At 72.0% G+C, this 12,901-nt stretch carries 15 protein-coding genes; 5 read left to right on the forward strand and 10 right to left on the reverse strand.

The features are described 5' to 3' along the window. Positions 1 to 143: 143 nt before the first annotated feature. Complete coding sequence (locus KAG51_RS06820; RefSeq protein WP_290581967.1) at positions 144 to 779, reverse strand: alpha-ketoglutarate-dependent dioxygenase AlkB; 636 nt, start codon at positions 777 to 779, stop codon at positions 144 to 146. A 68-nt stretch (positions 780 to 847) separates the two neighbouring features. Here KAG51_RS06820 and KAG51_RS06825 point away from each other — a divergent pair, with 68 nt between their 5' ends. Further along, on the forward strand, positions 848 to 1,135 hold the full coding sequence (locus KAG51_RS06825) for a hypothetical protein (protein ID WP_290581969.1): 288 nt from the start codon (positions 848 to 850) through the stop codon (positions 1,133 to 1,135). Positions 1,136 to 1,162: 27 nt separating this feature from the next. Here the strand turns inward: KAG51_RS06825 and KAG51_RS06830 are convergent, their stop codons facing one another. From KAG51_RS06830 to KAG51_RS06845, 4 genes are all read right to left on the reverse strand, one after another. Further along, positions 1,163 to 1,444: a DUF2516 family protein gene (locus tag KAG51_RS06830; protein ID WP_290581971.1), complete on the reverse strand. Its 282-nt coding sequence runs from the start codon at positions 1,442 to 1,444 to the stop codon at positions 1,163 to 1,165. Between the two features lie 79 nt (positions 1,445 to 1,523). Then, positions 1,524 to 2,069 (reverse strand): hypothetical protein, encoded by a 546-nt coding sequence (locus KAG51_RS06835; protein ID WP_290581973.1) that lies wholly within the window; start codon positions 2,067 to 2,069, stop codon positions 1,524 to 1,526. Continuing rightward, positions 2,066 to 2,530 carry a helix-turn-helix domain-containing protein gene (locus tag KAG51_RS06840; RefSeq protein ID WP_290581975.1) on the reverse strand — a complete coding sequence of 155 codons (465 nt, stop codon included), beginning with the start codon at positions 2,528 to 2,530 and terminating at the stop codon, positions 2,066 to 2,068. Before KAG51_RS06840 ends, KAG51_RS06835 begins: the two co-directional genes overlap by 4 nt. Before the next feature lie 95 nt (positions 2,531 to 2,625). After that, positions 2,626 to 3,552 carry an asparaginase gene (locus KAG51_RS06845; protein WP_290581977.1) on the reverse strand — a complete coding sequence of 309 codons (927 nt, stop codon included), beginning with the start codon at positions 3,550 to 3,552 and terminating at the stop codon, positions 2,626 to 2,628. An 85-nt stretch (positions 3,553 to 3,637) separates the two neighbouring features. Between KAG51_RS06845 and KAG51_RS06850 the strand changes: the two genes are divergently transcribed. Next, positions 3,638 to 4,717 carry a mannose-1-phosphate guanylyltransferase gene (locus KAG51_RS06850; protein ID WP_290581979.1) on the forward strand — a complete coding sequence of 360 codons (1,080 nt, stop codon included), beginning with the start codon at positions 3,638 to 3,640 and terminating at the stop codon, positions 4,715 to 4,717. Positions 4,718 to 4,729: 12 nt separating this feature from the next. Here the strand turns inward: KAG51_RS06850 and manA are convergent, their stop codons facing one another. Then, a complete protein-coding gene (gene manA / locus KAG51_RS06855) occupies positions 4,730 to 5,908 on the reverse strand; it encodes a mannose-6-phosphate isomerase, class I (protein WP_290581980.1) in 1,179 nt (392 codons plus the stop codon). Between the two features lie 49 nt (positions 5,909 to 5,957). Continuing rightward, positions 5,958 to 7,739 carry a DEAD/DEAH box helicase gene (locus KAG51_RS06860; protein WP_290581982.1) on the reverse strand — a complete coding sequence of 594 codons (1,782 nt, stop codon included), beginning with the start codon at positions 7,737 to 7,739 and terminating at the stop codon, positions 5,958 to 5,960. 126 nt (positions 7,740 to 7,865) lie between these two features. On the opposite strand from KAG51_RS06860, the gene KAG51_RS06865 reads away from it, so the two are divergent. Further along, positions 7,866 to 9,200 carry a polysaccharide biosynthesis tyrosine autokinase gene (locus KAG51_RS06865; protein WP_290581984.1) on the forward strand — a complete coding sequence of 445 codons (1,335 nt, stop codon included), beginning with the start codon at positions 7,866 to 7,868 and terminating at the stop codon, positions 9,198 to 9,200. 16 nt (positions 9,201 to 9,216) lie between these two features. On the opposite strand, the gene KAG51_RS06870 is transcribed toward KAG51_RS06865, so the two are convergent. The 3 genes from KAG51_RS06870 to KAG51_RS06880 are packed head-to-tail and all read right to left on the reverse strand — an operon-like array spanning position 9,217 to position 11,198. Beyond that, positions 9,217 to 9,765: a hypothetical protein gene (locus tag KAG51_RS06870; RefSeq protein ID WP_290581986.1), complete on the reverse strand. Its 549-nt coding sequence runs from the start codon at positions 9,763 to 9,765 to the stop codon at positions 9,217 to 9,219. Position 9,766: 1 nt separating this feature from the next. Then, a complete protein-coding gene (locus KAG51_RS06875; protein ID WP_290581988.1) occupies positions 9,767 to 10,720 on the reverse strand; it encodes a folate-binding protein in 954 nt (317 codons plus the stop codon). Continuing rightward, a complete protein-coding gene (locus tag KAG51_RS06880; protein WP_290581990.1) occupies positions 10,707 to 11,198 on the reverse strand; it encodes an FABP family protein in 492 nt (163 codons plus the stop codon). Before KAG51_RS06880 ends, KAG51_RS06875 begins: the two co-directional genes overlap by 14 nt. Before the next feature lie 55 nt (positions 11,199 to 11,253). Between KAG51_RS06880 and dtd the strand changes: the two genes are divergently transcribed. Then, positions 11,254 to 11,676, forward strand: coding sequence for a D-aminoacyl-tRNA deacylase (dtd, locus tag KAG51_RS06885; RefSeq protein ID WP_290581992.1), 423 nt, complete (start codon positions 11,254 to 11,256; stop codon positions 11,674 to 11,676). A 103-nt stretch (positions 11,677 to 11,779) separates the two neighbouring features. Further along, on the forward strand, positions 11,780 to 12,892 hold the full coding sequence (locus KAG51_RS06890; RefSeq protein ID WP_290581994.1) for an LCP family protein: 1,113 nt from the start codon (positions 11,780 to 11,782) through the stop codon (positions 12,890 to 12,892). Positions 12,893 to 12,901 lie beyond the last annotated feature (9 nt).

Below are 12,901 nucleotides of genomic sequence, written 5' to 3' on the forward strand. Positions count from 1 at the left end.
ACGCTACGGAAGCGCGGCTGGGCCCGGGATCCGGCGAGCAGGACGGTTCGTGGTCGGGCCTGCCCGACGTCAGGGGTCGACCGACGGAGGAGTCGCGGCAGGCCCCACCGGGTGGGTCTGCGCGACGCTCGCGACGCCTCGGCTCAGAGGACGCCGCGGGGACGCAGCTGGACCGAGATGCGCGGGCCCACGGGCTTTGCGGTCTTGAGCACGGCGTGGTCCCAGGTGCGCTGACAGCTGCCGCCCATCACGAGCAGGTCGCCGTGCCCGAGCAGGAAGCCGATCGCGTCACCCCCACCGCGCGGACGCAGACTCAGACGACGGGGCGATCCCAGCGAGATGATCGCGACCATCGTGTCCTCGCTGCGGCCGCGGCCGATCCGGTCACCGTGCCACGCGACGCTGTCGCGGCCATCGCGGTAGTAGCACAGCCCGGCCGAGACGAACGGCTCGGCGAGCTCGTCGGCGTAGTGCTCCTCGAGCGCCTCGCGCATCGCCACGAGCGACGGGTGCGGCCACGGGTCGCGCGGCCCGAACCCCGCGAGCAACCGGGGGACGTCGACCATCGAGTCGTACATCTCGCGCCGATCGGCGCGCCACTGCACCTCGGTCTGCAGCGTCAGGAACAACGGATCGGCGCCGCCGACCCAGCCGGGACGGATGTCGATCCAGGCGCCGTGGGCGAGCTCGCGGCGCTGCACCGAGGCGCCGAGCGGCGCGAGCGAGACCTCCGAGCCCGGACCGGGATCGGGGTCGAGCAGGGAGCCCTGGAAGTACACGCCGCCAGCATAACCACGACTCGAACGTCTGTTCTAGAGGCGCTCGACGTGTCGCCTAGACTGGGTCCGTGACACCGGCCTGGGACGCACTGATCGCCACCTTCGAACATGCACTGCTCCACGGCGCCCCGGATCCCGGCCGACTGCGTGCGCTCGTCGACGCGGCGATCGAGGACGGCACGGTCGATGCCGAGCTCGACCCCGACCAGACCGCGCGCCTGCTCACGGCGCTGGCCGGCGGCACCCGCGACCTCCGGCCGTCCGAGGCCGACATCGCCACCGCGCTGCTCGTGGCGACCCGGTGGCTCCACCCGCCCCGCACGGGCGCTCGCCTGGAGCCCGGCCCTGCGGTCTGAGCCGTCCCGCGGTCCGCACCCGGCTCGTCACCAGGACGAGCTCGACGACCCCCGAACCTGGGCCAGGTAGACCAGGGCGGCCACCGTTCCGGCGAGGTTGAGCAGCGACAGCGGGTACCACCAGACCAGGTGGGCCGCGACCGCGATGCCGAGGATCAGCAGCCAGGCGTTCTTCGAGAGCGTGCCAGCACCGCCGAAGTCGTGCCCGTTGCGCGCCACGCAGTCGCCGAGCGCGAACGCCTTGACGACGAACAGCACGATCGTGAGAGCCAGCGAGATCGTCGCCTGCAGGGATCCAAGTTCGAGCACGGGCTCACCCTAACGACCGACGACGGGCCGGCACCCCCGAGAGGAGGTACCGGCCCGTCGCCGGCGGGTCGAACAGGACTCAGGACTGCGCAGGCGTGGCCTTCGCGGCGGCCGGCGCCTTCTTCGTGGGAGCCTTCTTCGCCGGCGCCTTCTTGGCCGTCGTGGCCTTCGTGGCCGGGGCCTTCTTCGCGGGAGCCTTCTTCGCCGGCGCCTTCTTGGCCGTCGTGGCCTTCGTGGCCGGGGCCTTCTTGGCCGGAGCCTTCTTCGCCGGGGCCTTCGTGGCGGGCGCCGAAGCCGTCGTGGAGGCCGGGGCCTTCTTGGCGGCCGGAGCCTTCTTCGCCGCGGGCGCCTTCTTGGTGACCTTCGCGACGGTCTCGGAAACCGTCTCCTCGGCCTTGTCGGTGTAGACCTTCACGACCGACTTGACGTCGTCGAGCTTCAGGGTGCGAGCCGTGGCGACGAACTCCTCGCCACGCTTGGCCAGATCGGCGTAGGCGCCGGCCGCGGAGGTCTTGGCCTTGCCCTGCAGGTCGGAGACGTCGATCTTGGCCAGCTCGTCGGTGAGGCTCTTGACGTCCTGGGCGATGGACTTGATGCGGGCGTTGACGGAATCGGTGATGCTCATGGTGTGTCCTCCTGGACGTTGGTGTTCTCGGTCTGCTCGGACAGCCCCAGTGCCAGCTCGTCGCCGACGCTGACGTCGGAGCCGACGAACGAGCGGTAGATGTCGAGCAGCGTCGACTTCTGTCGTTCGGTCAGGCGCGGGTCGAGGCCGATGGCGTCCTCGACCATCCGAGCGCCGCTCCGGTCCGCGTCGAGGATCCCGGCGCGCACGTAGAGCGACTCGGCCGAGATGCGCAGTGCCTTGGCAATCTGCTGCAACACCTCTGCCGACGGACGGCGCAGTCCTCGTTCGATCTGGCTGAGGTACGGGTTCGAGACGTCCGACTCCTCGGCCAGCTGCCGCAACGAGAGCTGAGCCTGGCGACGCTGCTCGCGGAGGTACTCGCCGAGTCCCCCCACGGTGTCCTTGACGGTGTCCTTCACGGCGCCGGTGACGCCATCCGTCGTGGTCAGTTTCGCCATGCCTCCATCCTGCTTGCAAAAGTTAGCACGTGCAAGCCGTCGGGCGAGCGACCTGTGTCACAACCACGAGGCCCGCGCGATCAGGGCGCCGCCGCTCAGAAGGCGGGCCTGATCTCGCCCACCGGGCGCCCCCCGCCGAGCACCACGGGCCGCGGCTCCGGCAGCACGACCGGGCCGCCCAGCAGCTCCACGGCGCGCGACATCGCGACGGTCAGCGCCCGAGCGGACCCGTCCTCGATCTTGCCCGCGAGCGCCGATCCGTCGGGCCACCCGACGACCATCGTGCTCTCCGCGCCCGTCTTGGCGATGGCACCCGGGAGCTGCTCGACGAAGTGCCGTTCCGGGGCGCGCGTGCCGCTGACGAGCGTGGGATGGGCCGTGATCGCGGCGACGAGCCGGCGCGCCGGCTCGGACTCGCCGGTCGCGATCGTCCCCACGGCCCGCGCCAGGCGCACCAGGGAGGTCGCGAGCAACGGCGCACCGCACCCGTCGACGCCCACGACGTCCGGGGCCGCGCCCGTGAGCCGCGTGAAGGTCGCGGTGACCTGACGCTGCAGCGGGTGCTCCGGCGCGAGGTAGTCGTGGGTCGACCACCCGCGCAGCACGCAGGTCAGGAGCATGGCGGCGTGCTTGCCGGAGCAGTCCATCAGGATCGGCGCCTTGCCCCCGCCCTCGCGGATGACCCGCGCGTGCTCGTGCGGCGAGTCCGGCCAGGACGCCGGGGTCTGCAGCGCCGACTCGTCCAGACCCGCGCGCGCGAGCACGGCCCGGACCTGCTCGAGGTGCCTCACCTCACCGTGGTGGCTCGACGTCGCGATGGCCAGCTCGCTGCCCTCGAGCAAAAGCCCCGCCTCGAGCATCGCCAGGGCCTGGACCGGTTTGTTCGCCGACCGCGGGAAGATCACGGTGTCGGGATCGCCGATCGCCCAGTCGACCGACCCGTCGGGGCCGGTGTGCACCAGCACCCCACGATGACGGCTCTCGACGAGCCCTGACCTCTCGACCTCCACCAGCACGTCCACCCCGCCACCCTAGGAGATGCCACTGGCGCGGGACCCCGTCGCGGAACCGACCACGCCGCCTCGCGCGGCCACTACGCTGAGGACCGTGACGCGCCCCCTCCTGGACGACTTCCACGCGATCGTGCCCGCCGGCGGGTCTGGCACCCGTCTGTGGCCGCTCTCGCGGCAGTCCCGCCCGAAGTTCCTGCTCGACCTCCTGGGCGGGGGGCGCACCCTGCTGCAGCAGACCTGGGACCGGCTCGAGCCCCTGGTCGCCGCCGATCACGTGCACGTCGTCACGGGCATCGCCCACACCGGCGGCGTGCGCGAGCAGCTGCCCGACCTGACCCACCTGGTCGTCGAGCCCTCCCCCAGGGACTCGATGCCGGCCATCGCCCTCGCGGCCGCGATCATCGCCGAGCGTGAGCCCGACGCCGTCGTGGGGTCGTTCGCCGCCGATCACGTCATCGGGGACGAGGCCGTGTTCGCCGCCGCCGTGGCCGAGGCGGTCGTCGCCGCGCGCACGGGCCTGCTCGTGACGATCGGCATCACGCCGGACTCCCCCTCGACGGCCTTCGGCTACATCGAGGGAGCCGAAACCCTCGGGCTGGCTGGCGCGACCGCCGCCCGCGCCGTGCGACGCTTCGTCGAGAAGCCGGACCTCGACACGGCACGGGACTACGTCGCCAGCGGTGCGTTCAGCTGGAATGCCGGCATGTTCGTCGTGCGCGCCTCGGTGCTGCTGGACCACCTGGCCCGGCTCCAGCCCACGCTCCACGACGGCGTCCGCGAGATCGCCCGGTCCTGGCACCTCCCGGACCGCGACGAGGTGCTCGCCCGCGTCTGGCCCGGCCTGACCAAGATCGCGATCGACCACGCGATCGCCGAACCGGTCTCGCTGGAGGGGGGCATGGCGGTCGTGCCCGGCACGTTCGGCTGGGACGACGTCGGGGACTTCGCGGCGCTGGCCGACGTGGGAGCGACCTCGACCGAGGGCACGATCTTCGTCGACGCCGACGGTCTCGTGATCGCCGCCGAGGGCACCACCGTCGCCGTCGTGGGCCTGCAGGACGTCGTCGTGGCCCACACCGCCGACGCGGTGCTCGTCACGACGCGCGAGCACAGCCAGCGGGTCAAGGAGGTCTCGGCGGTGCTGCAGGAGCTCGGCCGCGCCGACCTGCGCTGAGGCCGCGGGCGCTCAGACCAGGTCGATCAGGCGCCCCGGCGTCTCCTGGTCCGGGGTGAACGCCACCGCGACCTCACCCGTGCCAATGACCCGGACGTCACCGTCACGGTCGTCGACGTAGAGCGACTCACCGCGCACCAGCGCCGTCCTGCCGCCGCGGGCGACGAGCTCTACGCGGCCCCCGGTGCACAGCACGATGCGTCGCCCCGCGCCGTACAACGGCGTCCCAGCGGCGCCGGACGCGGCGACCTGGGTCACGGCCAGCGCGAACTCGTCGACGTCGGGTGCGAAGACCTCGGTCTCGGTGCCCACGACCTCCGGCGTGATGCGGGCCAGACGCGACATGCCGCGCTCGAGGCACGCCACGAGCCCGTCGGGATCGACGTGCTTGGACGTGAGCCCGGCACGCAGCACGTTGTCGGAGGACGTCATGACCTCGATGCACATGCCGTGCAGGTGCGCATGGATGATCCCGGCGCCGAGGAACGCCGCCTCGCCGGGCTGCAGCGTGACCCGGTTCAGCAGGAGCGTGATGATGACCCCCGGATCGGCCGGGAAGTGCTCGGCGACCTCGATCAGGGTCATGTAGGCCCGCTTGACGTCGACGTGCTGGTCGACGAGCTGGTGGCACTGCGCGACCACCTCGGCGACCTCCTGCGCGGCGGGTGGCGCGGACAGGAGCTGCTCGACGATGCGCACGATGCCGTCGAAGCCCGGCTTGGTGCGGAGCTCCTCCGCCAGACGTCCCGTCAGCGGGGTGTCGATCGCGTCGAGGACCCGCAGGATCTCCGCGGTGGGCCGAAATCCCACGAGGGTGTCGAACGTCGTGAGCGCGTAGGCCATCTCGGGCTTGTGCCGGGGATCCTTGTACGTGCGGTGGGGGGCGTCCAGCGCGACCCCGCGCGCGTTCTCGTCGTCGAAGCCGATCCGGGCGAGCTGGGCGTTCGGGTGGACCTGCAGGGACAGCGGCCGGCCCGCCGCCAGGATCTTCATCATGAACGGCAGCTCGCCCGCGACCTCGCCGAGCGGCCGGGGGACCCCCTCGACCTCCACCTGGGACGGACTCAGCTCGTGGGTCCCCATCCAGATCTCCGCAAACGGCCTGCCGTCGGGGGAGGCCCCGAGGAAGTGCGGGATGTCGGAGGAGGAGCCCCAGTCGTAGGCGCGAGAAGCGTTCTGCAGCCGGTGCATGGCGGCCATCGTATGTCGCGCGCGCTCCGCCGTGCGGCAGCCGGTCGGGTCAGTCGCGCCGCGACGTGTGCCGCGGCTTGCGCGGGCCCTTGCCGGGGCGTCCGCCACGTCCACCGCGATCGACGTCGCCGACCCGGGCACGCTCGCGGCGCGGCGGCGGACCGTCGTCGAGCCGCAGGTCGATGAGCTTGCCCGAGATCCGCGTCGTGGCGAGCGCGTCGAACACGGCCGCCGGCAGGTCAGCGGTCAGCTCGACGATCGCGTGGTCGGCGCCGATCGTGATCTTGCCGAAGTCCGAGCGCTTGAGACCGCCCTCGTTGGCCAGCGCGCCCACGATCGCCGACGGGCCGATCTTGTGCCGCTTGCCGACCGCGAGGCGGTACCGCGTCCAGTCGCCGGAGTCCTGCGACGCCCGGTCCTGCGAGCTGCGGGCGCCGCGCTCACGGGGCTCGCGCGGTCCGCGGTCGTCACGGTCGCGCCGCTCCGACCGGGCCGGCTGGCGCACCTCGCCCTCGGGCCGCAGGAAGAAGTTCGGGTCGTCGGCAGAGAGCACCGCGAGCGCCGCGGCGATGTCGACCATCTCGACGCCCTGCTCGGCCGCGTAGCCCTCGACGAGCGCGCGGAACGCGTGGAACTGGGGCGATCCGAGGCTCGAGGTGATCGACTCGGTGAGGCGCGAGGCGCGCCGCTCGTTGACCTCGTCGGGCGACGGCACAGACATCTGCTCGAGGGTGCGTCCCGACACCTTCTCGAGCGCCGACAGCATCCGCCGCTCCCGAGGCGTGACGAAGACGATCGCGTCTCCGCTGCGGCCGGCGCGCCCCGTGCGGCCGATGCGGTGGACGTAGGCCTCGGTGTCGTGCGGGATGTCGTAGTTGATGACGTGCGTGATGCGGTCGACGTCGAGCCCGCGGGCGGCGACGTCGGTGGCCACGACGATGTCGAGGGCACCCGACTTGAGCCCCCCGACGATGCGTTCGCGCTGGGCCTGGGCAAGGTCACCGTTGAGCGCTGCGGCGTCGAAGCCCCGGCCCCGCAGGCGCTCGGCGAGGTCCTCGGTCGACTGCTTGGTGCGCACGAAGATCAGCAGGCCGTCGCCGTTCTCGACCTCGAGCAACCGGGTGAGCGCGTCGAACTTGCCGTGGTGGTGCACCCCGATCCAGCGCTGCGTGACGGTCGAGGTGGAGCGGATGCTCGCGTCGATCGACACGTCGATCGGGTCGTGGAGGTACTTCTTGGCCAGCCGGCGGATGGCCGGCGGCATCGTGGCGGAGAACAGCGCGACCTGCTTGTCGTCCGGGGTGTCGCGCAGGATGCGCTCGACGTCCTCGGCGAAGCCCATCGTGAGCATCTCGTCGGCCTCGTCGAGCACGAGGTGCTCCAGGCCCGACAGCTCGAGGCTGCCCCGCTCGAGGTGGTCGATGACACGACCGGGCGTGCCGACCACGACGTGCGCACCGCGCTCGAGACCGCGCAGCTGCGCCGCGTACCCCTGACCGCCGTAGACCGGCAGCACCCGGATGCCCGGCAGCTGCGCGGCATAGCTCGTGACGGCATCGGCGACCTGCAGGGCCAGCTCGCGGGTCGGCGCCATGATGAGCGCCTGGGTCTCGCTGCGGTCCGGGTCGAGCGCGTCGAGCATCGGCAGGGCGAACGCCGCGGTCTTACCCGTGCCGGTCTGCGCGAGCCCGACGACGTCGCGCCCCTGCAGCAGCTCGGGGATCGCGCGCGCCTGGATCGGAGTCGGGGTCTCGTACCCCAGGTCGGAGAGCACCGCCACGAGACCGGGCGAGAGGCCCAGGTCGGCGAAGGTGGACGGCGTCGTACTCATGCTGCTCCGATGATCGGCACGGGGGCGGTGCAGCGCAAGCGTCACGGAACGGATCGGCGCCACACCGGCGGGATGTGCATACCGTAGTGTTTCGGCACGTCCGCACCCACATCGGGAGAGAGACTCGTGCGTCACACCCTCACTGCCGTCGCTCGGCGCTGGCCGATCCTCGCCGCCGCGACCCTGCTCGGTATCGGTCTGGCCGCTCTGGCCGTGACGTTCCAGACCCCGCAGTACACCGGCACCGCCGAGGTCCTGGTGCAGCAGACCGGCGAGACCGGACCCACCTCGCCCGGGGCCCGGGTCGTGGCCTCGTACGCGGCCGCCCTGGAGGGTCGTGACCTCGCCGACGAGGCGGGCGTCGACGGCTCCGTCACGGCCACCGTCGCCGGCGGGTCCGACGTCGTGGCCCTCGCGGTCCGCGCCGACTCCGCCGACGAGGCCCGCGCCCAGGCCGCGGCCCTCACCGACACCTTTGTCGCCTGGGTCGCCGAGCAGGCGGGCGGGTCGGGGCTGACGGCCACGGTCGTCTCGTCCGCGGCGGCGGACGGCTCGCCCACGAGCCCCGTCTGGGCCTGGTACCTGCTCTCCGGCGCGGCGGCCGGCCTGCTCCTCGGGATCCTCGTCGCACTGGCTCGGTCCGGAGCCCCCGCGGTCGTCGGCACGGCCGACGACGCCAAGTCGCTGACCGATGCGCCGGTGCTCGGCACCGTCGCCCAGGACCCTGACATGAGCCAGCACCCGCTGCTGTCCCAGCTGGAGTCGAACCACCCCCGCCGCGAGTCCATGCGGATCCTGCGGACCAACCTGCAGTTCCTCGACGTCGACGCGCCGCAGCAGGTCATCACGATCACGAGTGCGCTGCCCGGTGAGGGCAAGTCCACGACGTCGGCCTCCCTCGCGATCGCGCTGGCCGAGACCGGTCGTCGGGTCCTGCTGATCGACGGCGACCTTCGCAAGCCTCGCCTCGACACCCTCTTCGGGCTCGAGCGCACGGTCGGGCTCACCACGACCCTCGTGGGCCGGGTGTCGGCCGAGTCGGCGATCCAGTCCACCCGCACGGCCGGGCTCGACGTCCTCACGACCGGCACGCTGCCACCGAACCCGTCCGAGCTGCTGCAGACCGATGCGATGCTCAACCTGGTGGGGCAGCTGTCGCAGAGCTACGACCTCGTGCTGATCGACGGGCCGCCCCTGCTCGCGGTCACCGACGGGGCGCTCCTGGCGGCGCTCTCGGACGGCGCTCTCGTCGTGGTGCGCCACGGTCGCACCCGGCTCGACGAGCTCAAGGGCGCCGCGGAACGGCTGCACGCGGTCGGGGCCCGCGTCCTGGGCACGGTCATCACGATGACGCCGCGCCGGTCGACCTCGCGCTACGGCTACGGCAGCGGTTACGGGCCGGAGTTCTTCGCCCGCGAGACCGCTCGACCGACCCGTCGTGGCGGGTCGCGGCGGCGCTGAGCCCCCCGCACCGACCTCAGCCGCGGTCGGCGGACACCACCAGGGCGTTCAACCGGCCCGCGATCGTGAGACAGGCCTCGTTGATCTGGTCGGCGACGGTCCGGTAGACCGCCGGCTTGCAGCGGTAGGGGTCGATGACATCGAGGTTGCCCCGGGCGCGGCTGCGCAGCCGCGCGGCCTCGGCGACGAGGGAGACCGGGTCGTCGGCCTCGACGGCCTCCGCGAGCTGCGCGAACTCCACGAGCGTGAAGGTGCGACGCAACGCCTCGGGGGCGGTGCCGAGGATCTCCGACCGGTGCCCGGTCGTGGCGGTGAGGATCAGGCTCGCCGAGTCGACGAAGTAGTCGTCGATCGGGTGCGACCGGAACGCCCCTGGCGTGAGGCCGAGGCGCATGAGCTCCATCGCGGCCATCGCGTCCATGGGCTTGTCGACCCATCCGCGGACGCCGGCGCTGGCGACCTCGAAGTACTCGTCGTCGAGCTGGTCGCGCAGCACCGCCTCGATGATCGGGGAACGGCAGATGTTGGCGGTACAGACCGCGAGCACCGCGAACCGAGGAGCCACGTCAGCCACGAAGCGCCGGACGCACGTGCAGCCCGACCTCCGGGTCGACGACGGCCTCCTGGGCCGCGGCGACACCGTCGACCAGCAAGGGGGCGTCGAGGGCGACCGAGCGCTTCAGCAGCGCCAGGGCGATCGGCCCTAGCTCGTGGTGGCGGGCCGAGGTGCCGATCCTGCCGACCGTGCGGTCGCCGGCCGTGACCTCCGACCCGATCGCCGGGAGGTGGTCGACCGAGCCGTCGAGGTGCAGCAGGGTCAGACGCCGCGGCGGACGTCCCAGCGTGTGGACGCGGGCCACGGTCTCCTGTCCCCGGTAGCACCCCTTGTCGAGATGCACCGCGATCTCGAGGAGGCCGGCCTCGTTCGGGATCGTCAGGTCGTCGGTGTCGAGACCGATCCGGACCCGGCCTGCCGCGACGCGCGCGGCCTCCCAGGCCCAGGACCCGACGGGGTCGCCGAGCTCGTCGAGGACGTCGCCCAGGCGAGCCCGCGGACGCAGCTCCCAGCCCAGGCCAGGCAGGCCGATGACGGCGTGCTCCGCCGTGACGTCGTGCACCTCGACGCGCGACATGAAGCGCATCCGGTCCAGGAACGCCACCAGCGGCGCGGCGGCGCCGGGCTCGGTGTGCGCCCAGGTCGTCTCGCCGTCGTCGACGAGGTCGAAGCCGTGCTCGATACGACCCTGCGGCGACAGGATCAGGGCCGAGGTGCGTACCCCTGGCACCACGTCGCGCAGGTGCTGCGTGGAGAGGTCGTGCAACCACGTGAGGCGATCGGGGCCGGTGATCGTCAGGACGTCGCGGTGCGAGAGGTCGACGAACGTGCCACCGGCCTCGAACCGGCGCTGCTCCGCGACGATGCTGCCGTAGTGGGCGGCGACCGGGGCGTCCGGACCGTCGCCCGCGACGGCCCCGGGGCGGTCGAGCAGGGGCGACCGGAAGGCCTCAGACGCGCTCAAGCTGACCCCACAGGTGCGACTGCATCTCGTGCCCCTCGGCAGCCATGTCGTAGGCGTACATCAGACGGCTCTCGACCAGGCCGTAGAGCCGCTGGCCAGCCGTGTACTCGGTGGCCGTGGCGGTGCGGGCGACCAGGTCGGTCGCGAGCTGCAGGCGCGGGCCGTCGGTCGCGCCGTACCAGACCTCGGCGTGGCCGCTGGGGTGCGCCAGGACGAGCTCGATCCCCTCGTCGGTGGGCCGTAGGAACCCCGTCTCCAGCGCTCCGGGGGCGGTGCGGCTGCCGGCGTCGTCAGTGATCCACGATCGGCTGAAGACGTGCAGGAAGGGCCGGGTGTCGTGCGCGAAGATCATCTCCTGCTCGAACGTGTAGGGCTCGATCGTCGGGTACTCGCCGCGGCCGTTGCCGTGCCACGTGCCGAGCAGCCACGAGACCGGCACCAGGGACGGGTGCAGGTCGGTGGGGATCTCGAACGCCATGGGCTCGATCCTACCGGCGGGTCCTGATTCCCCCGCCGGGCCTAGAGTCGCCTCCGTGCGAGCAGTGGTGCAGCGGGTCACGCGCGGGGCCGTCGTGACAGGCGGGGAGGTCGTGGGATCGATCGGGGCCGGCCTCGTGGTGCTCCTCGGGGTCACCCACGGCGACACCGAGGACGACGGTGACCGCCTCGCGCACCGGTTGCACCGGCTGCGCGTCCTTGACGGCGACCTCTCGCTGGCCGACGGCGTCGGGGCGGTCCTCGTCGTCAGCCAGTTCACGTTGTACGCCGACACCCGCAAGGGTCGGCGGCCGTCCTGGTCCGCCGCCGCACCCGCGGAGGTGGCCGAGCCGCTGTACGAGGCGTTCTGCGCCTCGCTGCGCCGGCGCGGCGTCCCGGTGGAGACCGGGAGGTTCGGCGCGGCGATGTCGGTCGAGATCGTCGGCGACGGTCCCGTGACCCTCCTCCTGGACACCTGAGACGACGCTCTCGCCGCGTTGACCGGCGGTCGTTGGGCGCGATCGGTCACAATGGGGACGGTGTGCCCGCAGGACGACTGCGCGCCGGGACGGAAGAGAGAACATGGCCGGAGGTTCGAAGGCGTCGTCGCGCTATCGCGACGCCGGCAAGCGACGCCTCGGCGGACCGCCCTTTCGTCGTCGGCACCGCCGGCTGCTCCTGACCCTCCTGACCGTGGTGTCCCTCCTCTTCGTCTCGGTGGGCGCATACGCGTACCACCTGAACAAGCAGCTCAGCAACTTCGGGCGGGTCGACATCAGCACGGTGCAGTCCGGCGAGCCCGACCCTGACGAGGGCCGGGCGCTGAACGTCCTGCTGCTCGGCTCGGACATGGCCGAGAACGACGAGGGAGGCGCCTCGATCGAGGAGGACGCCGTCCTGCCCGACTGGCCGTCGGGCAAGTACCGCAGCGACACCCTCATGATCGTGCACATCCCGGCCGACCGGTCCGCCGTGCAGCTCGTCTCGATCCCGCGCGACACCTACACGACGATCTACGACGAGGACGGCGAGCCGCGGAACAAGCAGAAGATCAACGCGGCCTTCTCCCAGTACGGCCCCGCCGGCGCGGTCGCGACGATCCAGGCGATGACCGGCATCACGATCGACCACCTGGCGATCATCGACTGGGAGGGATTCCGCGACATCACGACCGCCGTCGGCGGCGTCGAGGTCACGATCCCCGAGACCTTCCGTGACCCGCAGCAGGGCATCACGTGGCAGGCCGGCACCCAGGTGCTCGAGGGCGAGGAGGCGCTGTCGTACGTCCGGACCCGGCACGGACTCCAGCGCGGCGACTTCGACCGGATCGCTCGGCAGCAGAACTTCCTGCGCAGCGTCATGAACAAGCTGCTGTCCCGTGGCACCCTGACCAACCCGGTCAAGCTCTCGAACACGCTCGGGGCCCTGTCGGACAACATGACCCTCGACTCGGACTGGACGCCGTCCAACCTGCGTTCGCTCGCGCTCTCGCTGCGCGGCGTGACCTCGGACAGTGTCGCGTTCATGACGGCTCCGGTGGCCACGACCCAGGACGTCTCCGGGGTCGGCAACGTCGTGATCCTCAAGGAGACGCAGTCGGCCGAGCTCTGGCAGGCGATCATCAGCGACCAGGTCGGCGCCTACGTGCAGGCCTATCCCGACGAGCAGCTCCCCGGCGCCGACGAGGTCAGCTGACCGGTCGTC

Source organism: Aeromicrobium sp., assembly GCF_023146395.1.
GTDB lineage: Bacteria > Actinomycetota > Actinomycetes > Propionibacteriales > Nocardioidaceae > Aeromicrobium.